The sequence below is a fragment of the Azotobacter bryophylli genome (genome assembly GCF_042643485.1).
Classification (GTDB): domain Bacteria; phylum Pseudomonadota; class Gammaproteobacteria; order Pseudomonadales; family Pseudomonadaceae; genus Azotobacter; species Azotobacter bryophylli.
In genome coordinates this window covers 123,328-145,211 of sequence record NZ_JBHRSJ010000034.1, presented here as the reverse complement: position 1 = coordinate 145,211, position 21,884 = coordinate 123,328, and the positions used below count along the sequence as shown (strand labels likewise).

At 59.5% G+C, this 21,884-nt stretch carries 19 protein-coding genes and 1 pseudogene; 15 read left to right on the top strand and 5 right to left on the bottom strand.

Features of this window, described 5'->3' with window-relative positions; genetic code table 11:
* The first annotated feature begins 134 nt into the window (after positions 1–134).
* Positions 135–2,450, top strand: a complete 2,316-nt coding sequence (locus ACFOJE_RS16625) for a diguanylate cyclase domain-containing protein (protein WP_377815725.1) — start codon at positions 135–137, stop codon at positions 2,448–2,450.
* A gap of 466 nt (positions 2,451–2,916) precedes the next feature.
* Positions 2,917–3,627: a hypothetical protein gene (locus ACFOJE_RS16620; RefSeq protein ID WP_377815723.1), complete on the top strand. Its 711-nt coding sequence runs from the start codon at positions 2,917–2,919 to the stop codon at positions 3,625–3,627.
* A 79-nt stretch (positions 3,628–3,706) separates the two neighbouring features.
* Here the strand turns inward: ACFOJE_RS16620 and ACFOJE_RS16615 are convergent, their stop codons facing one another.
* Together ACFOJE_RS16615 and ACFOJE_RS16610 are read right to left on the bottom strand one after the other, a co-directional pair.
* The gene (locus ACFOJE_RS16615; protein WP_377815721.1) at positions 3,707–4,138 is read right to left on the bottom strand and encodes a hypothetical protein; all 432 of its coding nucleotides are present in this window, start codon (positions 4,136–4,138) and stop codon (positions 3,707–3,709) included.
* A 156-nt stretch (positions 4,139–4,294) separates the two neighbouring features.
* On the bottom strand, positions 4,295–4,684 hold the full coding sequence (locus ACFOJE_RS16610) for a LexA family protein (RefSeq protein WP_377815720.1): 390 nt from the start codon (positions 4,682–4,684) through the stop codon (positions 4,295–4,297).
* A gap of 208 nt (positions 4,685–4,892) precedes the next feature.
* Between ACFOJE_RS16610 and ACFOJE_RS16605 the strand changes: the two genes are divergently transcribed.
* Genes ACFOJE_RS16605 through ACFOJE_RS16545 form a run of 13 tightly spaced genes read left to right on the top strand, consistent with a single transcriptional unit; the run spans position 4,893 to position 14,411 of the window.
* Positions 4,893–5,228, top strand: a complete 336-nt coding sequence (locus ACFOJE_RS16605) for an integrative conjugative element protein, RAQPRD family (RefSeq protein WP_377816326.1) — start codon at positions 4,893–4,895, stop codon at positions 5,226–5,228.
* A gap of 2 nt (positions 5,229–5,230) precedes the next feature.
* Positions 5,231–5,470, top strand: coding sequence for a TIGR03758 family integrating conjugative element protein (locus tag ACFOJE_RS16600; RefSeq protein WP_377815718.1), 240 nt, complete (start codon positions 5,231–5,233; stop codon positions 5,468–5,470).
* Between the two features lie 21 nt (positions 5,471–5,491).
* Positions 5,492–5,854 carry a TIGR03745 family integrating conjugative element membrane protein gene (locus tag ACFOJE_RS16595; RefSeq protein ID WP_377816324.1) on the top strand — a complete coding sequence of 121 codons (363 nt, stop codon included), beginning with the start codon at positions 5,492–5,494 and terminating at the stop codon, positions 5,852–5,854.
* Between the two features lie 18 nt (positions 5,855–5,872).
* On the top strand, positions 5,873–6,253 hold the full coding sequence (locus ACFOJE_RS16590; RefSeq protein WP_377815716.1) for a TIGR03750 family conjugal transfer protein: 381 nt from the start codon (positions 5,873–5,875) through the stop codon (positions 6,251–6,253).
* Entirely contained in the window at positions 6,250–6,906 is a 657-nt protein-coding gene (locus tag ACFOJE_RS16585) for a PFL_4703 family integrating conjugative element protein (protein ID WP_377815714.1), read from the top strand. Before ACFOJE_RS16590 ends, ACFOJE_RS16585 begins: the two co-directional genes overlap by 4 nt.
* Entirely contained in the window at positions 6,903–7,832 is a 930-nt protein-coding gene (locus ACFOJE_RS16580) for a TIGR03749 family integrating conjugative element protein (protein WP_377815713.1), read from the top strand. Before ACFOJE_RS16585 ends, ACFOJE_RS16580 begins: the two co-directional genes overlap by 4 nt.
* Positions 7,813–9,288: a TIGR03752 family integrating conjugative element protein gene (locus ACFOJE_RS16575; RefSeq protein ID WP_377815711.1), complete on the top strand. Its 1,476-nt coding sequence runs from the start codon at positions 7,813–7,815 to the stop codon at positions 9,286–9,288. The genes ACFOJE_RS16580 and ACFOJE_RS16575 overlap by 20 nt, the downstream gene beginning before the upstream one ends.
* Positions 9,266–9,691, top strand: coding sequence for a TIGR03751 family conjugal transfer lipoprotein (locus tag ACFOJE_RS16570; RefSeq protein WP_377815709.1), 426 nt, complete (start codon positions 9,266–9,268; stop codon positions 9,689–9,691). The genes ACFOJE_RS16575 and ACFOJE_RS16570 overlap by 23 nt, the downstream gene beginning before the upstream one ends.
* A complete protein-coding gene (locus tag ACFOJE_RS16565) occupies positions 9,691–12,768 on the top strand; it encodes a conjugative transfer ATPase (protein WP_377815707.1) in 3,078 nt (1,025 codons plus the stop codon). The genes ACFOJE_RS16570 and ACFOJE_RS16565 overlap by 1 nt, the downstream gene beginning before the upstream one ends.
* A complete protein-coding gene (locus tag ACFOJE_RS16560; protein WP_377815705.1) occupies positions 12,765–13,052 on the top strand; it encodes a hypothetical protein in 288 nt (95 codons plus the stop codon). The genes ACFOJE_RS16565 and ACFOJE_RS16560 overlap by 4 nt, the downstream gene beginning before the upstream one ends.
* A complete protein-coding gene (locus ACFOJE_RS16555) occupies positions 13,049–13,684 on the top strand; it encodes a DsbA family protein (protein ID WP_377815703.1) in 636 nt (211 codons plus the stop codon). The genes ACFOJE_RS16560 and ACFOJE_RS16555 overlap by 4 nt, the downstream gene beginning before the upstream one ends.
* 11 nt (positions 13,685–13,695) lie before the next feature.
* Positions 13,696–14,079 (top strand): hypothetical protein, encoded by a 384-nt coding sequence (locus ACFOJE_RS16550; protein WP_377815701.1) that lies wholly within the window; start codon positions 13,696–13,698, stop codon positions 14,077–14,079.
* 23 nt (positions 14,080–14,102) lie between these two features.
* Positions 14,103–14,411, top strand: a complete 309-nt coding sequence (locus ACFOJE_RS16545; RefSeq protein ID WP_377815699.1) for a hypothetical protein — start codon at positions 14,103–14,105, stop codon at positions 14,409–14,411.
* A gap of 461 nt (positions 14,412–14,872) precedes the next feature.
* Here ACFOJE_RS16545 and ACFOJE_RS16540 read toward each other — a convergent pair whose 3' ends face one another.
* The 3 genes and pseudogenes from ACFOJE_RS16540 to ACFOJE_RS16530 form a co-directional block, all read right to left on the bottom strand.
* Positions 14,873–16,720 carry a phospholipase D-like domain-containing protein gene (locus ACFOJE_RS16540; protein WP_377815698.1) on the bottom strand — a complete coding sequence of 616 codons (1,848 nt, stop codon included), beginning with the start codon at positions 16,718–16,720 and terminating at the stop codon, positions 14,873–14,875.
* 9 nt (positions 16,721–16,729) lie between these two features.
* Positions 16,730–20,374 (bottom strand): AAA domain-containing protein, encoded by a 3,645-nt coding sequence (locus tag ACFOJE_RS16535; RefSeq protein WP_377815696.1) that lies wholly within the window; start codon positions 20,372–20,374, stop codon positions 16,730–16,732.
* Positions 20,375–20,913: 539 nt separating this feature from the next.
* A pseudogene (locus ACFOJE_RS16530) lies at positions 20,914–21,884 on the bottom strand (IS1182 family transposase); the annotation flags it as partial.

Here is a 21,884-nt window from a genome sequence, read left to right as displayed (position 1 = left end):
ATCCCCCAGATGCACATTCTAGAATCGCCACTCTGGCAGGCTCATACTTTATAAAAATAGAAACTGACGGAGCCTTGCTGAATCCCATGACTCGAATCGGAAACAATCGCCGTATTACCCTCTGGATGGCGCTGATGATGCTGACCTTCGGCACGTTGATCGCCAGTCTTGCCAGCTACCTCCTTGCCGAGAAAAAAGTCGAACGGGCGAACGCGCAGCGCTTACGCTCGCTGCTGCTCGCTGACGAACTACGCCACTCCTCGGACAGCCTGAGCAGGATGGCGCAAGGTTATATAGCCACTGGGAATCCAGCCTACGCACAGCGCTATCAGGAAATGCTGGACATCCAGGCTGGCCGCAAGCCGCAACCGGAACAGGGTCGCCCCTACTGGGAGCGCATGCCCGGCGATCCCCTGCCAGGCGAGAGCCGGGGCAGCCAGACATCCCTGCAAGACAGGATCGCGGAAGCCGGCCTGGGAGAGCAGGAACGGCTCCTGCTGAACCAGGCCCTGCTCGCCTCGACCGCCTTGGTCGAAACGGAAGAAGAGGCGATGCGGTTGGTCGGAAGCGACAACCCGAATGCCGAAGAGGATCGGCAGCGCGCTCGCGACATCCTGCTCGACGAAGCCTATCTGCGCGCCAAGCAAGCGCTCCTGCGACCGCTCGATGACTTCGCAAAGCTGACGGACCAAAACACGGACCTTGAGCAAGCGGCCTTCTATGCCGGCATGGGCCGCTGGGCATTCGTCGGCCTCAGCCTGTTGTGGCTATCCCTGCTGTGGCGCAACTACCTGTCACTACGCACGCTGCTCGGTGCCTCACCCGAAGCGGTACGGGCGGAAATCGAGCGCATTGGCAAGGGCGACCTTTCCCCGCCCGCTCTTCCCGTCCCGGCGAAGCCCGATAGCGTGATTGGCTGGCTGAATGAAACTCGCCAGCACCTGCAGACCCTGACCGAGGCACGCGAACAGAGCGAGGCCGCACTCGAAGAGCACAGCCACTATCTATGCATCAACAACCGGATCCTCCAACAGATCGGCGAGAACACTCCGCTCACCGACATCCTGAATGAGCTGATGCTCAACATCGAGAAACGACACCCCGACACCTGTTGCTCAATCCTGCTCGCCAGCGAGGATGGCCGCGCGCTTCTACACGCAGCAGCCCCCAGCATGCCCTCCTTCTGGAGCCAAGCGACGGCGCGAGTGCCAATCGCCGAAGGCGCCGGTTCCTGCGGCACCGCAGCCTTCCGCGGCGAGCGGGTGATCGTCGAGGACATCCAGGAGCATCCCTACTGGAAAGGCTTTCGTGAACTGGCCCAATGGGCCGGACTCGGCGCCTGCTGGTCACAGCCCTTCAAGAACAACCAAGGCAAGGTGCTCGGGACCTTCGCGATCTACCATCGCCAGCCGGCCATACCGTCCGACCAGGAGATCCGCCTGATCGAGGACTACGCCAAGCTCGTCCAGCTGGCAGTCGAGCGCGCACGCCTGGCAGAAGCGCTGCGCCACAGCGAGGAGATGTACCGGCTGATCGCCGAGAACTGCAACGACGTGATCTGGATCGTCGACCTGCCGGCACTGACCTTCAGCTACATCAGCCCGTCGATCGAACGGCTGCGCGGCTGGACGCCGATGGAGATTCTCAGCCAGCCGCTGGACGCACTGGTCGGAACGGAAAAGGCGGCGAACTTCCGAAGCGCCCTGCGCGAGCTGGCCGCACGATTGGCAGCGCCGGAATGCCCGTCGCGCCATGAAACCTTCGAAACCGAACTACCGCATAAGGATGGGCACTCGATCCCCGCTGAGGTAGCCGCCACCCTGCTGCTCGACGCGGCCGGCCGTCCCTGTCAGATCCTCGGCATCAGCCGCGATATCAGCGATCGCAAGGCAGCCGAGGAAGTCATCCGCCACATGGCCTACTACGATCGCCTGACCAACCTGCCGAACCGCCGGCTGATGGAGGACCGCCTAGCGCAACTGGTCGCCCAGGCCCGGCGTGGCCAGCGCAGACTGGCCTTGCTGTATATCGATCTCGACAAGTTCAAACCGGTCAACGACCAGTACGGCCATGAAACCGGCGACTGGCTGCTACAGCAGGTCGCCCAACGCATGCTGGCAGTCCTGCGCGCATCGGATACGGTAGCGCGCGTCGGCGGCGACGAGTTCGTCGTCCTGCTGCCGGATATCACCTCGGATATCGATGCCCTGTGCGTCGCGGAAAAGATTCGTGCCGGACTCGAAGTACCGTTCGTCACTGCCAGCGGCGATACCCTGCACATTTCCTCCAGTGTCGGCGTAGTGCTCTACCCTGACCACGCCAACACCCCACGCGATCTGCTGCGCCTAGGCGACGAGGCCATGTACCGAGCCAAACAATCCGGTCGCAATGCGATTGAGATCTTCGCCCCGGTCGCCATGGAGTCGTCGACACCCACCAGTCCGGCCTGACAACACGAGCAGATGGGATCTGCTCGAATATGACGATCTTGGTTGCGGCCTCTGCTGTCATCGCGGGCGGGCGAGCTCGGAAGGCATAAGGCGGCGAGACTGCAATCCTGAAATCCTGACAATGAGTGCGATGTAGGCTGGCCTGGCATGGCTTTGTGTGCTCATGGGCGCTGCTTTTGTGAAACTTGTACTGCTTGCTCGTCGTGGTCCATGGTGGCTCTTCCTCTCCCTGAAGTTGCTTGTCCCAATGGGCGAAGTCACAACCAACTACGGTGAGCGGCAAGCGCTATCACAGGAATGGTTGCTTAAGACGCCTTGGTCTTTTACCGAATAGACTTGGTTTGGGTATGCGATTTGCAGCAGGAGGCGACGGTTCGGGGTATCCTCCTGCCCGCTTCTTTGTCACTTATCGGAGATTGCAGTCTTGGTACATCATTGGCTCGTTGTCGTATGCGAGTGGTTGCTCGTGGGATCGTTCCTGTTCACGGTCGCATCGACCGCGCAAGCGTCGTCCAGCAAGGGGAAAGCCAGCGCCTACCCTCATATCCCGGAGCCAATGGTCTTTGACATGATTCGCCCGCTCGGTGCGCACCAGGGCGAGTTCGAGACCAATGCGCTGGCCACCTCCCCATTGTCCGGATCCGATCGGGTGACCCACTGGGCGCCGGAAGCGGAATTGGCTTTCGCCGATGGTATGGCCATCGAGTTCGAATTTCCCTTTCAGGATGACCGACTGACCGAATACAAGCTGGGACTGCAAGGCACGTTCGGCACCTTCAATCATGGGCGCTCCGTCCATGGCGCCCAGTATCTGGGCATTTACGATCGTGAGCGTCACACCTATCTCAACAGCCTGGTCTATATGCTGGGCAACCGATTCAGCAGCCGCTGGAGCACCATGAGCATGATCGGACTTGCTGATATCAGCTGGTCTCGCTCCAGCCAGCGCAATGATCTGATCCTCAACCATTCGACCTTCTACGATGCGACCGACAGCACCGTTCTTGGGCTGGAGGTCAATTATCTGACCGGCCATGATAGCCATGTCCTGTTGATGCCCCAGATCCATCAACGACTCACTCGGCTGGCGAATATCCAATTCGGTCTCGGAGTCAACAAAAGCCGCAGCGAGTCAGCGCGTCCCGAGGTCGGAATGCGCCTTATCCACCAATTTTGAGCGATCGATAGCCTGATAGGGGCTGAGGAAGCCGCTGCTGGAGAGGGCAAAGGCTCACATCAGAAGGCTCGCATCGAAACTAGGACTTCGGTTGAGCAAACTTTCCAGCAGCCCAGCGCCGATCGAATTCCTTTCTGAATTGAGCTTCTCGAAGCACACAGATCTCAAAGCGGTCTTCAGCATCAGGATGCTTGCAGGCTTCTGGCGGGATATAGAACCGTTTCCAGGCTGTATCCTTTAATAGCTGCTGCTCAGCCGTCTGCTGAACTTGATTTCTCGGCATTGGCTGGCGCTGTTGGAGCTCGTATTGCCGGATCGCCTGCCGGGCTTGAATCTCCCGCCATATGGCTTGACCACGTGCCTGGACTGCATGGATCTTGGTCAGAACACCTTCATGTACGATTGCGAGTGAGCGGGTGATTGCCGGGGCGGCGATGAACCCAATGAAAAGGGCTAGGCCGGCCGCTAGGAACAGGTAAAGAAAAGAATGGGCGATGCGGCGCCTTGTCATCGGGCGCTCCTTACTGCTGGAGACAAAATGCTATCGCAGAGGGGCGCCTGGGGAAAAGGCAGAAACAAAAAGCCCCGCCGGGAGAGCGGGGCTAAGCACAACATCACGACCCTTTCAGGCTAATGGCTTGCATGTGAACGTTTCGTCATGCGGTCGTCAAGAAAACGAAAAGCCCCGCGAGAGCATTGGCCGATTGCGGCCTAAGGCCAAACGCCAGCAGCGCGACTGGCCGGCCTGGACCATGAATAGTTTCTTCAGGGGCTCGCCATTGAGCACGGCGATCACCACTTGACCACTCGCCGGACGCAAGGATCGGTTCACGGCCAGAATGTCGCCGTCGTAGATCCCCACGCCGGTCATGCTGTCGCCGATGGCCCGGACCAAGTAGGTGTGCGGCGCTCGGATGTCCAGTGCCTCGTCGAGGGAGATCTGCCGTTCCATGTGATCCTGGGCTGGACTGGGAAAGCCAGCCGGCACACGAAACGAGAAGAACGGCAGCGGTGTGTCCGAGCTGCCCGCTGGCCCGATGAGTTCCGCATTGACCATGGAATGCCCCTAGAATAACTGTCTGTTTATACAGCAAACAGACTAGTACCCATTGGGTCAACGGGTGAAAGACGCCAGAAGAGTGGCGCGTCGAATGCTCGAAAAAACCCTAACCGACCAAAAAAGGGTTTTCTGCTGACCCGTCCCGATCGGCTCGTCATGCTCTGGACCACACCCCGAACGGTAGTCCAAGGCCCTCGCCGTGAACATGCACGATCGCCCCTCCCTCCTCCGCCGCCTCCTCGGCCTCGTCGCCTTCGGCGCCCTGACCGTCGCCGGTTCGGCCGGCGCCGCCGGCACGGCCTCCGAAGCGGTCAACCTCGAGGTCATGATCCGCCAGCTCAACGCGGTCGAAGCCGTCGCCCGCCGCAGTGCCGACCTGCCCCACGATCCCGGTGAGCGCTACCACTTCGATTACCAGCGCCTGGCCGGCGATGTCGCCCGCATCCGCCAGGGCCTGCAGGACTACCTCGCCCCCTCCCGCGCCCAGCCTCGCGACCCCGTGGAGCTGTCCGGCCGCTACCGACAGGATGGGGAGCGTTAGCCATGCCCATGAGCGGCGCCCAGGTCACGGCCTTCCAGGCCGCCAGCGGCTTCACGCCGAGCGCGGTCAGCCTCCTCTGGCTCTCGCTCACCTTCGCACTCGTCTTGCTCTGGGGCGCCTGGACCCTGCTCAGCCTCTACCGGGGCTGGGCGAAGCGTTCCCTCGACGGCCAAGCGGCCGCCGCCTACGCCGTCCGCTGGATAGTGCTCTGCATGACGTTGTCCTTCCTGCTGCTTCATTGACCCAAGGAGTTTTGTCCGATGCTGTCTCTCTCCCGTCTGTTCCATTGCGCCCGCCGCCCGCTGACGCGCTTCGCGACCCTGGCGCTCGCCGCCCTGCCGGCCAGCGTCCTCGCCGCCCTGCCGCAACAGCAGGCGCCGACCCGGGGCGAGGGCAGCAACTGGCTGCAGACCATGCAGAACTATATCTACGACGGCGCCATGCTGATCGGCGTCGGCCTCTGCGCCTTCGCCTTGTTCATCGTCGGCCGTCACTCCATCGGTATCTATCACGATATCCACCTGGGCAAGGCCAAATGGGCCGACCTCGGCGGGACCGTCGCCGTGGGGGTGACCCTGCTCGGCGCCATCGTGTTCCTGGTGACCCAGGCCACCAAGATCTTCTGAACCATGGGAGCCGCCGGCATGTTCGATGCATTCGACGATGGCACGCTGCGCTTTCTGCCCAGCCGCCTGAACCATCAGCCCGTGATCATCGGCGGCCTGACGGCCGATGAGATGTGGCTGACGATCGGCCTGTCCGCCGGCGCCGGCCTGCTCGGCGGGATACCGCTGGCGTTCGTGGTGACGCCCGCCATGCCGCTGCTGGGGGCCCTGGTCTGCGGCGCCCTCGGCCTGTCGGTGGGTGCCCGCGTGCTGCGGCGCCTGAAGCGCGGCCGGCCGGAGACCTGGCTCAACCGCCAGTCGCAGCTCGCGCTGGCCGAGTACGGTCCGACCTCGTTCAACAGCGCCCGACTGGTCCTGCGCTCGGGCGCCTGGCTGTGCAAACGCAGGAGGTTCGCATGAGCCGGGCCTGGAAGCTCTCCGACGCGCAGCGGGGACACATCCGGACCCTGCGCGGCGGGATCGCCATCCTCACCCTGGGGTGCCTGGGCCTCGGCTACGGCTGGTGGAGCGCACCCCGCGATCTGACCATCCACGTGCCGCCGGATCTACGCTCCGGCAGTACCCGCAAGTGGTGGGACGTGCCGCCGGAGTCGGTCTACACCTTCGGCCTCTATCTCTTCCAACAGATGAACCGCTGGCCGACCGATGGCGAAGCCGACTACGAGCGCAACCTGCACACCCTGGGCAGTTACCTCACGCCCGCCTGCACGGCCCAACTGCAGAGCGACTTCGAACAGCGGCGCAATGCCGGCGAGCTGCGCAAGCGGGTCCGTGGCGTCTACGAGATCCCCGGTCGGGGCTATGGGGACGATCCCACCCTGCATGTCCGCCAGCTCTCCGACAACGACTGGGTAGTCACCCTGGACATCACCGCCGACGAGTATTACGGCGGCGAACGGGTCAAGCGCGCCCTGGCCCGCTATCCGCTGCACATCGTGCGCCACGACGTGGATCCGGAGCGCAACCCGTTCGGCTTGGTCTGGGACTGCTACGCCGGCACGCCGCAGCGCATCGAGGCCACGGCCGAGGTGCCGGTCGGGGGTGGATCATGAGCCGGAGAACCCTAAGCCGCTGGAGCGTTCCGGGCCTGGCCCTGCTGGTCCTGCTCGGGCTGGCCGAGGCCCGCGCCGTGGAAATCCAGCGCTGGGAGCGCATCCCCCTGGCCATTCCCCTGGTGGTCGGCCAGGAGCGCATCGTCTTCGTCGAGCGCAACGTGCGGGTCGGCCTGCCCCATAGCCTGAACGGCAAGCTGCGCGTGCAAAGCACAGGCGGCGCGCTGTACCTGCTGGCCCAGGCGCCGATCGAGCCGAGCCGCCTGCAGCTGCAGGATGCCGCCACCGGCGAGATCCTGCTGGTGGACATCGCCGCCGCGCCGCCGGCCCAGGGTCAGGCGCCCCTGGAGCCGGTGCGGATCGTGCCGGGCGAGACGGCGCCCAAACACTATGGTCGTGACCGTTCGGTGCCTTCGCGGTCCGTCGCCGAGCGTCCAGAAGCCACCCGCGAGTCCGATAACGAGGACGAACCGACACCGCCCCGGCGGGAGACGCCGATCCCCGTGGTGCTGACCCGCTATGCCGCGCAGACGCTGTACGCGCCGCTGCGCACGGTGGAGCCGGTCGAGGGCATCGCCCCGGTCAAGCTGGATCGCCGCCTGGATCTGGCCCACCTGCTGCCCGGCCTGCCCGTCGAGGCCTCGGCCCTGGGGGCCTGGCGCCTGGACGACCACTGGGTGACGGCCGTGAAGCTGCGCAACCGGAGCGCGCAGCGGCTCGTCCTCGATCCCCGCGAGCTGCTCGGCGACTTCGCCACCGCGACCTTCCAGCACCCGGACCTCGGCCGGCGCGGCGACGCCAGCGACACCACCGTGCTGTACCTGGTGACCAAGGGGCATGGACTGGAACGCGCCCTGATCCCGGCCCTGGGGGCCGCCGACCCACGCCCGGCGCCGGAGGACCGCGATGGCCACGCTCAAAGGTAATCCCCTGCTCAAGTTCCTGGTGGTGCCGGTGGTCCTGCTGGCCTGCCTGGTCGCCATCGGCGTCCTTCGGGACCGCTCCGCGCCGGCCCCGGACGCCGCCCACCCGAGCCTGACGCCCGACCAGGCCAAGGCGCTGGGCATCGAGGGCGACACCCCCAGCGACACCCTGCGGACCATGGTGGCCGAGAGCCGCCAGCTCAAGGAGCAGTTGCAACACGCCCTGAAGGACAACCAGAGCCTCAAGGAGGACAACGAGGTCTTCAAACAGCGCCTGGGCTCGATCGACCAGAAAGTGGATCAGCGGATGCAGAGCGGCCTGGAGCAGGTCCGGGAACAGCAGCAGAACTTCTTCGGCGAACTGCAGCAGCGCTGGGAACGGCTCGAAAACCGCCCGACCGCCACCGGATCGGAGCTGCCGATCGGCCTGGGCGTGCAGCCGGGCGACGGCCAGCAGTTCCAGCCACCGGGCGCGGACGTGATCTGGATCGAACCGCAGGACGCCACGGCGCTGGATGCCAACGGCAGGCCTCTGGCCTCGGGCGCCGGGCAAGCGGCGAGCGGGTTCAGCTTTCCGACGGCGTTCGGCGAGTCCGTGGAGCGAGGCCAGAAGGTGCTGAGCGCCGGCGCCGGCCAGGTCGCGGAACACGTCGAAACCGAGGAGCAGGCCCGCCGGCAGGTGCGCAAGGTCTACACCCTGCCGCAGAACTCGACCCTGATGGGCTCGGTGGCCATGTCCGCCCTCATCGGCCGGGTGCCGATCGACGGCACGGTGAACGACCCCTACCCGTTCAAGGTCCTGATCGGCCCGGACAACCTGACGGCCAACGGCATCGACCTGCCCGACGTGGCCGGGGCGGTGGCCACCGGCACCGCCTCGGGCGACTGGACCCTGTCCTGCGTCCGCGGCCAGATCCGGAGCCTGACCTTCGTCTTCCACGACGGGCGCGTGCGCACGCTGCCAGCCCCGCAGGAGAACGGCGCGTCGCAGCAGAACAACAACCAGAGCGCGGTCAACGGCCAGCCCGCGCCCGTCCAGGGCAACGGCCTGGGCTGGATCAGCGATCCCTACGGGATCCCCTGCATCAGCGGCGTGCGCCGCAGCAATGCCGCCGAATACATCGGCAACCAGGCCCTGGTGACGGCCGCCGGCGCGGCCGCCGCGTCGCTGGTCAAGAACAGCAACAGCTCGTCCTACATCTCCAACGCGAGCGGCACCCTCGGCAGCACGGGCCTCTCCGGCAACCAGGCGATGGGCCAGATCCTGACCCAGGGCGTGAGCGATATCTCCGACTGGATGAACAAGCTCTACGGCCAGGCCTTCGCCGCCGTCTACGTGCAGCCCGGCGCCCAGGTGGCCGTCCACCTGGATCGGGAGCTCGCCATCGATTACGAACTCAAGGGTCGCGCCGTCGACCATCGCACAGGAGCCAGCCATGTCTCGGCCAACTTGGATTAATGCGGTCGTGCTCGGTGCCGTCGTGACACTCCTCACCGGCTGTTCGACCAGCAAGGAGAAACTACTCCCGCACGGTCCCCAGACCATGCTGGACGTGTGGGACCAGGGCACGGTGGGCAGCGGCGGCAGCGCCGCCGGCCGCCAACTGCTCGATGCCCGCGCCGAACTGCGCCGCCCGGTCAACGCAGGCTCGCCCCTGGCGGAGAACGCCAGCTACTCGCGGACTGCCCAGAACGAGATCTACAGCCAGTTCCGCCGTCTGCCCAACCCCGACCTGGTGATGTACGTGTTCCCGCACCTGGCCGGCTCCGATCCGGCGCCGGTCCCGGGCTACACCACCGTCTTCCCCCTGTACCAGCGCGTGCAATACGCGATGCCCGGCGAGCGCGTGGAGGATTACTGATGGGATTATTCGAATGGTTCCGGCGGGACAAAGCGGCCCAGCCGGTTACTGAGGCAGAACCTGAAACAGAATCGCGTTCCACTGAGGCAGCCCCCGAATGGACGGTCGCTGAACCAGCCCCGGAACCTCCGGAAGCTGACGACGTTCCGGACGCGGACAGCGTGCCGGCGAAGCGGCCGCGGCTGTTCGCCGACGATGGGCTGAAGGCCACCCGAGAAGCCGAGCGCACTGCCGAGGAGGCCTGGCAACGCTATCTCGATCGCCTGGCCGCGCACGGCATTCCCGCCCCGGGCGCCTGGCGCGATCCCAAGCAGAAGCCCGCCACCGTCGACGACGTCGCCGCGCTGTACCGGGCCAATCCAAGCTTCGTGGAGCTGCTGCCCTGGGTCGAGTACCTGCCCGACGAGCAGGCCATGCTGCTCGAGGACAACCAGTCCCTCGCCGCCTTCTTCGAGCTGACGCCGATCGGCACCGAGGGGCGCGACCCCGACTGGCTGCGCCAAGCGCGGGACGCCCTGGAGAATGCGCTGCAAGACAGCTTCGACGAGCTGGACACCTCCCCCTGGGTCATCCAGTTCTTCGCCAACGACGAGACCCGCTGGGACGACTACCTGGCGGGGCTGCGCGACTACGTGCAGCCCCGGGCCCAGGGCACGCCCTTCACCGAGCTCTACCTGCAGCTGTTCCATCATCACCTCGCCGCGGTGTCGAAGCCGGGCGGCCTGTTCCAGGACACCGTGGTCTCCAAGCTGCCCTGGCGCGGACAGCGCCGGCGGGTGCGGATGGTGGTCTACCGGCGCAGCGTCGGCGACGGCAAGATCCGGGGCCAGGCCCCGGCGCCCTACCTGAACAACATCTGCAAGCGGCTGTGCGGGGCGCTGGCCAACGCCGGCCTCACCGCCCGCCGGATGGACGGACAGGACATCCGCCACTGGCTGCTGCGCTGGTTCAATCCCCACCCCGACATGCTGGGTCCGACCCGGGAGGACCGGGAGCGCTTCTTCGAGCTGATCAATACCCGCCTCAAGCACGAGGAAGGCACCCTGCCCCTGGCGGACGGGGACGACTTCTCCCAGTGTCTGTTCTACCGGGAGCCGGTCTCGAGTTTCGAGAAGGGGCTCTGGTACTTCGACGGCCAGCCGCACCGGGTGATCCTGCTCGATCGCCTGCGCGAGCCGCCGCCCACCGGGCACCTCACCGGCGAAACCCGCAGCGGCGGCGATGCCCTGCACGCCCTGTTCGACAAGCTGCCCGAGGACACCGTCCTCAACCTCACCCTGGTGGTCACCCCGCAGGACGTGCTGGAGAGCTACCTGGAGCGCCTGCACCGCAAGTCGGTGGGCGACAACCAGGCCTCGGCGCTGACCCGCGAGGCGGTCGAGCAGGCCCGCCAGCTGATCGGCCGCAAGCACAAGCTGTACCGGGGCAGCGTGGCCTTCTTCGTGCGCGGCGAGACCGAGCAGATCCTCGAGCAGCGCTCGCTCGACCTGTGCAACACCATGCTCGGCGCCGGCATGGAGCCGGTCATGCCGCAGGACGAGGTGGCCCCGCTGAACAGCTACCTGCGCTGGCTGCCGGCCAACTTCGACCCGAACCAGAAGCACGGGCTGGACTGGTACACGCAGATGATGCTGGTCCAGCACGTGGCCAACCTCACCCCGGTCTGGGGTCGTGCCACCGGCACCGGCCACCCGGGGATCACCTTCTTCAACCGGGGCGGCGAGACCCTCACCTTCGATCCGCTGAATAAGCTCGATCGGCAGATGAACGCCCATATGTTCATCTTTGGCCCGACCGGGGCGGGCAAGTCGGCGACGGCGACCAACATCCTCATCCAGATCCTGGCCCTCTACCGACCGCGACTGTTCATCGTCGAGGCCGGTAACAGCTTCGGTCTGATGGGGGATTTCGCCAAGCGCCTGGGCCTGACGGTCAACCGCGTCCGGCTGTCCCCCGGGTCCGGCGTCAGCCTGGCGCCTTTCTCCGATGCCGTGAAGCTGATCGAGCAGCCTGCTGGCATCCGGGTGCTGGGCGCCGACGAGCTGGAGGCCTCCGACGAGCATGTCGCCAGCCAGACGGAGGAAGACGAGCAGCGGGACATCCTGGGCGAGATGGAGATCGTGGCTCGCCTGATGATCACCGGCGGCGAGGACAAGGAGGACCAGCGTTTGACCCGTGCCGATCGCAGTGCGATCCGTCAGTGCATCCTCGAGGCAGCTCGCCAGTGCCATGCCGAAGGTCGGATCGTCCTGCCCGAGGATGTGCGCGACCAGTTGCGCCTCGCCGGCGCGGATACCTCCCAGCCGGAGTCACGGCGCAATCGTTTCCTGGAGATGGCCGAGGCGATGGGCCTGTTCTGCATGGGCGCGGAAGGCGAGATGTTCAACCGGCCGGGCTCGGCCTGGCCGGAGGCCGACGTCACCGTGGTCGATCTGGCGACCTACGCCCGCGAAGGCTATGCCGCCCAGATGGCCATCTCCTACATCTCCCTGCTCAATACCGTGAACAACATCGCCGAACGCGACCAGTTCAAGGGACGCCCGCTGATCTTCTTCACCGACGAGGGGCACATTCAGCTCAAGGTGCCCCTGCTGTCGCCCTACTCGGTGAAGATCACCAAGATGTGGCGAAAACTCGGCGCCTGGTTCTGGATGGCCACCCAGAACGTCGACGACGTACCGCCCGAAGCCCATGCGCTGCTCAACATGATCGAGTGGTGGATCTGCCTGAACATGCCGCCGGATGAGGTCGAGAAGATCGCCCGGTTCCGCGAACTCAAGCCGGCGCAGAAGGCGCTGATGCTGTCCGCGCGCAAGGAGTCGGGCAAGTTCACCGAAGGCGTCGTGCTGTCCAAGGCCATGGAGCTGCTGTTCCGGGTCGTGCCGCCCAGCCTTTGCCTCGCCCTGGCCATGACCGAGCCGGAAGAGAAGAAACAGCGCTACGACATCATGCAGGCTCGGGGCTGCGACGAGCTGGAGGCCGCCCTCGCCGTGGCGGCCGATCTGGACCGCAAGCGCGGCATCGACTCGCTGCCCATCGTCTTTACCCCCACCGCCTCACCGGAGAGCCAGGCATGAGAGCCATGGACACCCTGACCCAGAACCTGATCGACAGCCTTACGGAGCTGCTGAGCGAGCCCCAGGAGGACAGCCTGGCCGTCCTCAAGGTCTGCGCCCCGGTGCTCATCGAGAACCTGCAGACGGTCCGGCAGCGCGCCGTGGACCGGCGGGAAATCGAGGCACAGCTGCGCAGGGCGGTCGGCCGCTGGCTGGAACGCCATCCGCAACCGCAGGCAGCCCAGGAGGCCCTGCTGAAGTTCCTGGAAGCCGAGTTGCTCAACCGCCAGGGGCCGACGACATGAGGCCGAAGGCGCCATGGGGCATCGCCGGGGTGGCCGTCGCCCTCCTGGCCCTGATCGGCCTGGCCGCGCCCAGCGGCCATCCGCCCGAGGCCGATGCACTGCCTGAAGGACCCTGGGTCTACGGGGTTCCCGAGGCGCGCTTCACGCTCACCGCGTATGCCGACCTGGAGTGCCCCTACTGCCGGGACGCGTTTCCCGGCCTGAAGGCCTGGATCGAGGCGCACCCGCAGGTGAACGGGACCTGGCAGCATCGGCCGCTGCCCTTCCACGAGCCGGCGGCCGGGCGCGAGGCGCGTCTGACCGAGTGCGCCGGCCGGCTGGGCGGTAATGCGGCGTTCTGGCGGGCAGTCGAGCGGGTCTTTCGCCAGACCCGCGGCAGCGGCCAGGGGCTGCCCGGTCCCCTGACGATCCCGGGCGTCGATCCCCAGGCGCTCGAGCAGTGCCTCGCCCACGACGAGACGATCGCCCGAACCGTCCGCCAGCAGGCGGCGGCCGCCTCGGCCAGCGGCATCGAGGCCACCCCGACCCTGCTGCTCACCGACCACCAGACCGGCCGCTCGATCCGCCTGGAAGGCGCAGCCGATGCAGCCACGCTCCTGTCCGCGCTCGACTGGCTCGCCAGCGCTCTGTGAGGAAACTCGCCATGCCCTCCATCAAACCCCATCCCGCGTTTCCCTTCATCGAGATCGGCCGGCTGGTGGACTTCGCCCGCCGTGGCGGTTACGCCGACGATCCCCGTTTCATCGCTCACCCCGACGAGTGGACCTTTCGGATCGAGGGCGGGCATGTCTCGTACCTCTGTCGCAGCGAGCAGGATGCCCGCCAGCAAGCGGAGCGCACCTTGTTCCTGCACACGCCCGAGCTGGCCGAGCAGTACCTGCAGGCTGCCCGTCGCGACCAGGACCTGGAGCTGATGACCCGCCTCGCCAACGCCGGCGGGTACTGGCGGGGACGTTCGGAAGAGCGCGCCACCTTGAGCCGACACGTCACCGCCGCCATCCAGCTGCTACAACGAGCAGGGGGGTAATTACTGATTTAGGAAAAAGCGTCATGACCATAGTGCAACAGGGCGATGATCCCTCTGAATACGTTCCCCGTATCGTCTTCAACCATTGCGGTTTCATGGCCTGGAGTGGTCGCCATGTCTCGGAACTGACTGGCACGGAGGTCATTTCGATCTTGGAATTTTGCCAGCGCGAAGGTTCACGCCAGGGATGGAACGACTCTTTATATGACCGAGCTGGGGAGCGAGAAGCGGGGCCTTTTCACCAGGAGCTACTCGGCGGATTCCCCGCTCAGGAGTGGGCGCGGAGCTATCGGACCGGCGTTCAACAACAACAAGCCGTGCCAAATTGCTGATTCCGGAGGCGAACGAAGAGAGCCGGACGAACGAGCCGATGGCACAGCCATCCGGTTGCACTGCGGCACTCCGATCAGACTCGAGTCAGCCACGGTCATCCCCTCGTCCTTAACTCAGACCGTAACGGATTGCCTGCTGGGGTCTACCCTGGGTTGTGGAGCGAACCAGGCTGGATGCTATATGGCTACAAACGGCCAGAAGCGGGCATTGGAGTATAAGTTGAGCCGGTGATTACCTCCATCAGACTGCAGCCACCGTCTCTCTCGAACGAATCAGAAACTCCTGCGAAGCATCAGCACGTAGTTATAAAGAGGATCCCACAGTTGCATCGTACTGCTCCTTGAGACGCGCGCCAGCGCCACAATCTATGGCGCTTGGCCCACGAGTTCTGAGTTCGCGAGCTGAACACTGCCAATCCCGGATCGGCCTCGGACGCACTGGAGCTGGAGAACTAGATATCTCATCCATAGAACTTATCAAATGAGTCTTTTATTGTCTTTGAATAACCCCCACCAAAGACATGCACCCCTAACTCCCCCAGATAATCACCTTTAGATGACGCCGAAAGCCAATTCAGACTAGTCACAATTAAATTGTTATCGTCCCAAGTGAGAAATTTTGCATGTATTTGTGGGTCGTCCGCCTTGATGACCTCAAAACCGTGACCCTCCAGCTTCTCCTTTAGTACTCTCGCCTCCTGATTCTTCATCTCTCCACTTGATCTACCAAAGGCAATCCTTATTTTGATTAAAGGAACGGCTTTAATAGACGCCTTTAGTGGAGTAAAAATCGGCCTATCTCCGGCATAACTAACGCGATGACTACAAACAAATATTTCCCTTTCAGCCTCATCACAAGCATGTTTCGCTAATTTGTGATGTTCTGGTGCTGTAATGACCCTAACCGAGACAGAGTTAGAGTCACCTGGTGTTGCGCTTTTCTGATCTTTCGCCCATGCAGCCAGCCTTGCTGACTGAACAGCTAGGTCCCTGCTTAAGTTATTTGCCAAACCGCGACGCCCCATCGCAAGGGTAGAAGCGATGCTTAAGGCAATAGAACCTATTTTCATATCTACAATTCGAACAGATGCTTCGATCCTGTTAAAGTTAGAAGATAACCAATTACAGGACCCAAATGTAGTATGCCACTCACCACTCTTACGATCGCTGATCAAAAATTTCGAGTGAGAATTGGTTGGCTCGCGATGGAACCTCAATTGCGTAGATAGCCCTTGAGAGTCAATATAAGTTTGGAAAGACTCAATTGACTCAAGAACTCGCTTATAATTCGACAGTTTATCTTCAACTTCTGGCGGGCACTGCCCCCAAAGGATATCTATCTGGACGGACCGCCGCGCTGCGCTTATTAGATCTTCAAGAATCAGATCAATGCAGCTTGGATTGAGGAAGGTTGAGTGAATAACCAGTCTAGAGTAAGCACATCTGATCTCCGAGGTTAAATGTGCCCTGTGCTCTTCTGGAGTAGCCAGAAGATCTACACAACTAGACTTAACTAGAGCAGCTGGAAATACCTTTTCGAGTGGAGAGGCCTCATAAAATGAAAGCTGCGATCCTTTTGCTGGAGCAGAACCTAGCAAGCGAATCTGCTCACGCCTTTTTACACCAGCACTTATTATTTCCGCACGCAGCTCGTCAGAAATATCCGGCACCCCCTGCAATTTATTCTCAGAATCTACTCGCGCAATAATGTACCTTAGTGATTCGCCATAGCGTGGTTTGACGGCATCACTTTCGAATCCGCTTATTTCTTCATCATCGTGTGCAACGCAAGAATATATCTCCGAGATATCAGGATCATAGACAGGCTCTTTGATCCTAACCTCAGTCGCATAGATCCCATACTGCTCAATTACTCTATGCACTTTAGACTTTGGATATATCAAGAATGCCTGCTTTTTTTTCTTATCAACACGATAGCACTGCTGGGTCAATGGATCGACCAAGAAGCTTCTGATTCTAAGTATAGGTTCTTTGTTTACAGGAAGATCTGCCTCTGTTGAAACCGCCAAGCCGCGATGAGTGATCTTAAATTGATATCTCCCATCTATATGGGATATCTCTATCCATCCGGCTTGCATTAGGGGGATCAAAATCTCTATTACAAGCTGCTTAGGAAGACTAGTCCTTTTCGAAAGCTCGTCAGGTGTCGTCGGGCCGAAAGCAATAGTTTGTAGAATAAGATGATCGACAGCCCCCCAGCTTATCCGTTTCATAAGCTTAAACTTATGCACCCCATAACCAAATGGAACCTTAACAAATATCATCGGGCTAAGTTTTTTATCTTCCATGAAATGCTCCTACGAAATCTTGGTCAGACTCATAATCTGCTCGTACTGAATAGTTACCATCTTGCCTGCCTTCTTATGGCTCTCAAGCTTCTCTACTAACCTAACAAGGAACTCATTATCAGCATTTCCCTTCCGGATCTCTTCTTCTTTTATCTTCTGCGACCAGCAAGAAAGGAACTCATAAGACCCTATAATCATCAATTGATGTTTTGCCCTACTGAGAAGAACATTCATCCGGCGGCTATCAAGTAAGAAACCCAACGCACTCAGCGGATAGGACTCACTATTATTTCTGACTAGAGAAATAGCGACTAGATCGGCCTCCGCGCCTTGGAAGCTATCTACCGTTTTACAAAATGTAGATAAGTCGTCTGGCTTAGAAAAGTCCCGCAAGTTTTCCAGATCTCCTGCCGCTCGATCAATATCTTTCTCTAAATGCTTAACCTGAACCGCATACGGAGATAATAGCGCGAGCTTCGGTGTCTTGCCACTTGGCACTGCACGAAGCCTTGACAGTGCTCTAATCAGAACCTTGCGTTCAAGTGGGTTATTCCATGTAGGCTTCTCTTCTTTAGATTTCACCCCTCGATTAGCTTGAACATCTGGGATCTCAATCCAGATTATTGCAGCGCTATTCAACTTCCTTACCACCTTGCAATTGCCTTCAAAAAAGAAAGGTCGAGGGCTTGATAAATACTCAATCTCTTTTTTATGATAAGTTTTAAGCTTCCCTTCATAAAATGAGAATGAAATTAGGTCCGCAATATCTGGATGCATCCTATGCTGAATGGACAGCATACTTGCAATAGGTCTGTGAAAATCACTAGACCCATAGTATTCTAATGATTTCTTTGCGGCGGATATCTCTTCATTAATCAGAGACTCAAACAGCAGATGCAGGCGTAGTGCTTCAGAGCTTATCTCTCGTAGATGCTCAGGTGATATTTCACTTATCTTTTCAGATGTGAACATCTCTTTAATAAACTCCCCCTTTATCTGGCTGTTGTAGACTTCAGTGGAAATCTCTAGCGCACCTCTCAGCCTATTTAGGTCTCTTAGAGTCTGGCGCATTTGCTCAGTCGCATAGGGAGGAAGTTGCTTATGATCTCCAATCATCAATCGACGATAAGACAGAAGTAGAGGACTTAGAAGCTCGATCCCCGTAACCTTCCCTGTCTCCTCCATAATACTCCAGTCAAACTGGGATCGCGTTCTGATAAGGTCTTCTATCTGTCTGGAGTTTGTAGTTGTGAAAACTAAATTTGCCGACCTTAACAGCTGCCCCATAAAAGAGAATCGCATGGATCTATTTCCATCCCTGCACAGCTCCTGAATTTTATGCTTTGTGATATCCGCTGGAGCATTTCGGTAAGCGTCACTACTTGTCAGCCTCAAGAGTTGTTCTCGCGCAAGATCATCTAGCTGAGATATTGCATCCTTTTCATCATCTCCTGACGCATCTTTGATACAGCTAACTATTAATGGCGACGCCTTGCCTTGGGCATCTACGGCATTTTTAACCTCTTTGTAGAGATGCTGAACAGTAGAGTGACTTTGAGCTGTGAGAAGAAGTCTGGAGCTAGGTTCTGACTCAAACGCCTGCCTAACCAAGGCTGTAACTAAGTGAGTTTTTCCTACTCCTGGAGGGCCTTGAACCAAATAGAGCGGCAAGGTGCTTTGAATCCTTTTAAACACATCCTTCTTTGACGAGTCCAGTTGCTCAAAGGCAGAGTCGGCCACATAGTTTTCATGTGAGTCCATGCATTCTAGATGTGGGCGCTCAAGAACTTTTATTAGCTCAGCGTGTTCGCTAAGAGCGTCAATCGCAAACGCTCTCCTGCTCAACTGCTTAGTGGTTCCTTGCGCGGACCCTGGCACTAGATAGTAGTATTGATGCTCCGGATCAGGATTGCTTGCCTGAAATTCAAATATATCCTCTCCAGAGACCTCCTGGTGCTGCAGGAATGTAAAAATGACTTCTTGATCATCTTCAGAAAAGTTAATATTGCTAACTAAGTTCCAGTTTGGCTCCGACGCCTTAGCCCCGATTAAAATCTCTTTAAATCTTTTTGCCGGGCTATTAATTCGCAATGTCTCCGAAATATCATCGGCGACTGCGTCAGATCTGCTCTTAAGTCGAACGATGCTTTGACCCGGATCCTCTACATCTGGGGTATATGTAATAATTTCTACAGGATATATCTCTGACTTAGCATAAGCGATTTCTGCCAAATGATATGCAGCAAATCCAAGAAGCAGCGTCGTTGCCTTTTCCTCGACAGCACTAGCGCTTCGCAACTCACCTATTACACCTTGCCAAGACTTTGAGTTACAAGATGCTTGGCCTGCACGGTCATTATGCGCAAAGCATGCTATTTTTGAAGTTATTATTTTTGTTGGGTTGGTACCATCGACTTTTCGTGGTGGAGTGAGGTACGCTTGAGTGCAAAATGCACAATCCCAAGAGCCATCTTCATCCCCTCCAATCCTTTTGTTCTTCGTCAATACATAGGTAAGAGTCGAGCCTAAAAGTATGACTTCCTCAACCGCTCTATCAGTCTTAAATACAGACAGAATGGAAGTGTCTCGCAAATCATCCTCTATAAATCTAATAAACTCCGATATGTCGTGGGCTGGAATAGCTATGCCATGAGCATCGAAGAAGGTTTTCTGTATTGCTGAATACACTGGAATCCGTTTTGCTCCTGATCCTGGATTACTTGCAGGGGGAGTCAGAAGAAATGCAACACTATAACCCTCTTGTTGCGTGACGCCAAACTCATCTAGTTTTTTAATTATTGATTCCAGCTTTGGCTGTAAAACCTCATAACTCAATCCTTCAAATGGTGTGCTAGAGTCAATCCTTACAACTCCAATCAGCCCACGTATCAAATTAATCTCATCGAGAATTAACTCTGTGTCTTCGATTATGGACTTAACAGGGATGTTCAAGTCGCAGATTGAAGATATATTTATATCCAGGATCTCAGCTGCAAGCCTACCCAAGTCATGCCAATCCGTGAGAAATGAGAATATATTTCCGCTAGTGTGATTTGGAGAGGCTATTGCAACGTTGTCATCTGACATATGCTGCAGTCGGATTGACCATTCAAATCCAGTTAACTGGAAGTCATCTACTTCGCTGCTTATGTCAGTAAGAATTGAATCACAATCCAGATTTCTGTGTAGAATTCCCTGGGAGTGCAATATTTGCAGAGCCTGCGATACTCTATTTATATTCCTCCAAAGCTTAGCCCTGTTTGACCTATTCTTTAGATTGTTTACCCACTGCCTAACCCTAAGGGTTCCCTTGACACTTCTTGATGTATACAGTGAAAGCGGGCGTCGATCCTCAGTTCCCAAAACCAAATAGAAGCCGTCTTCATCACTATTGGAAGCGACAATGGGGGCAATAAAATCGCCCACACCCGGACATCCCTTAAGTCGGTGAAGCTGCCGAACCTCATAAAGCCAAATTTCTTGTAGCGTTCTTTCAGTATCGGGGCTTTCTTGGACCCAATGCTTAATCAGTACAGGCAAGCCTTCTAGCTCTGCCTCTATGAAAGCAGGCGATTGCTCTTTAGGGTCAAACTCCTTAATTAAATTTAAGTTCTCAAATTTATCTAAGTAACGACTACCGCACCTTGGCGCCATCTCTTTTTCCTTAAAAACAGTGATTACCGCGGACTCTGTTTGAGGGTCACATCCTTGATGATGAGAAGCGTTGTCAGTCTGAGACGCAGCTGGTCATAATCCTTGGTGGCTCAATGCTATCCATTCAGCGGTAGCGCCGCTCGGATTCTTTCGGATAACTGGAAATGGGGGCTATCAGGCTTCCGGATTCTCTGGATGTGGAGAGCGAGAAGGGACGTTCTCTGCCACCATGATCGCTCCCGATCAAGCATCAGCTCTTAGTCCAGGTCCGCTATCTTCGATCAAGCGAGCCGCACTTCTGGAGATCTCACAGACTCCGCATTGCGTCGCGCTCAACTAGTCGTTTGTCGCTGATTGGACGTCCGCTTTGGGGCCAGGCTGTGTGAAAACAGCGAAGTGCTAACACCAGAGCTACAGGCAGCCTTTGACCCGAGGTCGGGTGAGGTTTAGGCACGGCAGCTCGGTGCAGACCGCTACCTGAGCCGCCTGGCGCCATCTACGGCATCCTGAGGCGGGGGAACGAGTCAAAATGGGCCGCCTCAGGCCCGCAGGGCCTCTACCGCACCACGGATGCCAAAGATGTTCATCAGCCGTTTGAGGTTGTAGGCGAGCACATGGAGACTCATCTCCGTGCTCACCCGAGGCAGCGTTTTGGTCAGGAAGTGCGTCGCGCCCATCCAGTGCTTGAGCGTGCCAAACGGGTGCTCCACGGTCTGGCGGCGCACGCGCATCATCTCCGGCTGACGGTCCAGCCGCTGCTGCATGGCCTCCAGTACCGCCTCGTGTCGCCAGCGCTTGAGTCTCCGATAACTGCTATTGGGCAGCGCGGACACGCAGAACTCCAGTAAGCATTCAACTCGAGGCCGTCCTCCACTGTCGAGAAACGCTTGATCGCACGCTGGCCAGCGGGACAGCGGTACTCGTCATCAGCCGGGAGGTAGACGAAGTCCTGCTTGCCGAAGCGCCCTTCGGCCTTGCTGCTTGAGGTCATCGGCTTGGGTACGAAGGGCGTGATGCCGGCCTGCTCGCAGGCCAGGATTTCCAGCCCGCTGAAGTAGCCACGGTCGGCAACGACGGTGAGACTTTCAGCTCCGGTCGCTTCGCGTGCCTGCTCGGCCACTGCGGCTAGCGCCATGCGGTCATGACCGACGTTAGTGACTTCGTGAGCGACGATCAGGTGATGCCGGGTATCGACCGCAGTCTGCACGTTGTAGCCAACCGTGCCGGTGCCTTTTCCACTGGTGGCCATGGAGCGCGCATCCGGATCGGTCAATGACACCTGTCCATCCGGCGCTTCACGTAGCTGCTGCTCCATCTCCTTGAGCGCTTGCATCTGCTGCCGGAGCTTCTCGATTTTGTCCTGAAGGCGGCTGGTCTTGGCCTCAGCGACATCGGACTGCGTCCGGTCAGTGGTATCCATCGCTGCCAGATAACGGTCGATGCTTTTTTCGATTTGCTCCATGCGGGCGCGGAGTTTGGCCTGGGTGAAGTTGCGATCACGGTTGTTGAC

Excerpts from the sequence above, each read along its gene's own strand:
- ACFOJE_RS16560 (WP_377815705.1), top strand. The coding sequence starts at position 12,765 with ATGAGAGCCATGGACACCCTGACCCAGAACCTGATCGACAGCCTTACG.
- ACFOJE_RS16580 (WP_377815713.1), top strand. The coding sequence starts at position 6,903 with ATGAGCCGGAGAACCCTAAGCCGCTGGAGCGTTCCGGGCCTGGCCCTG.
- ACFOJE_RS16540 (WP_377815698.1), bottom strand. The coding sequence starts at position 16,720 with ATGGAAGATAAAAAACTTAGCCCGATGATATTTGTTAAGGTTCCATTT.
- ACFOJE_RS16570 (WP_377815709.1), top strand. The coding sequence starts at position 9,266 with ATGTCTCGGCCAACTTGGATTAATGCGGTCGTGCTCGGTGCCGTCGTG.
- ACFOJE_RS16610 (WP_377815720.1), bottom strand. The coding sequence starts at position 4,684 with ATGGTCAATGCGGAACTCATCGGGCCAGCGGGCAGCTCGGACACACCG.
- ACFOJE_RS16605 (WP_377816326.1), top strand. The coding sequence starts at position 4,893 with ATGCACGATCGCCCCTCCCTCCTCCGCCGCCTCCTCGGCCTCGTCGCC.
- ACFOJE_RS16590 (WP_377815716.1), top strand. The coding sequence starts at position 5,873 with ATGTTCGATGCATTCGACGATGGCACGCTGCGCTTTCTGCCCAGCCGC.
- ACFOJE_RS16535 (WP_377815696.1), bottom strand. The coding sequence starts at position 20,374 with ATGGCGCCAAGGTGCGGTAGTCGTTACTTAGATAAATTTGAGAACTTA.
- ACFOJE_RS16575 (WP_377815711.1), top strand. The coding sequence starts at position 7,813 with ATGGCCACGCTCAAAGGTAATCCCCTGCTCAAGTTCCTGGTGGTGCCG.
- ACFOJE_RS16555 (WP_377815703.1), top strand. The coding sequence starts at position 13,049 with ATGAGGCCGAAGGCGCCATGGGGCATCGCCGGGGTGGCCGTCGCCCTC.
- ACFOJE_RS16625 (WP_377815725.1), top strand. The coding sequence starts at position 135 with ATGATGCTGACCTTCGGCACGTTGATCGCCAGTCTTGCCAGCTACCTC.
- ACFOJE_RS16550 (WP_377815701.1), top strand. The coding sequence starts at position 13,696 with ATGCCCTCCATCAAACCCCATCCCGCGTTTCCCTTCATCGAGATCGGC.
- ACFOJE_RS16600 (WP_377815718.1), top strand. The coding sequence starts at position 5,231 with ATGCCCATGAGCGGCGCCCAGGTCACGGCCTTCCAGGCCGCCAGCGGC.
- ACFOJE_RS16585 (WP_377815714.1), top strand. The coding sequence starts at position 6,250 with ATGAGCCGGGCCTGGAAGCTCTCCGACGCGCAGCGGGGACACATCCGG.
- ACFOJE_RS16545 (WP_377815699.1), top strand. The coding sequence starts at position 14,103 with ATGACCATAGTGCAACAGGGCGATGATCCCTCTGAATACGTTCCCCGT.
- ACFOJE_RS16615 (WP_377815721.1), bottom strand. The coding sequence starts at position 4,138 with ATGACAAGGCGCCGCATCGCCCATTCTTTTCTTTACCTGTTCCTAGCG.
- ACFOJE_RS16565 (WP_377815707.1), top strand. The coding sequence starts at position 9,691 with ATGGGATTATTCGAATGGTTCCGGCGGGACAAAGCGGCCCAGCCGGTT.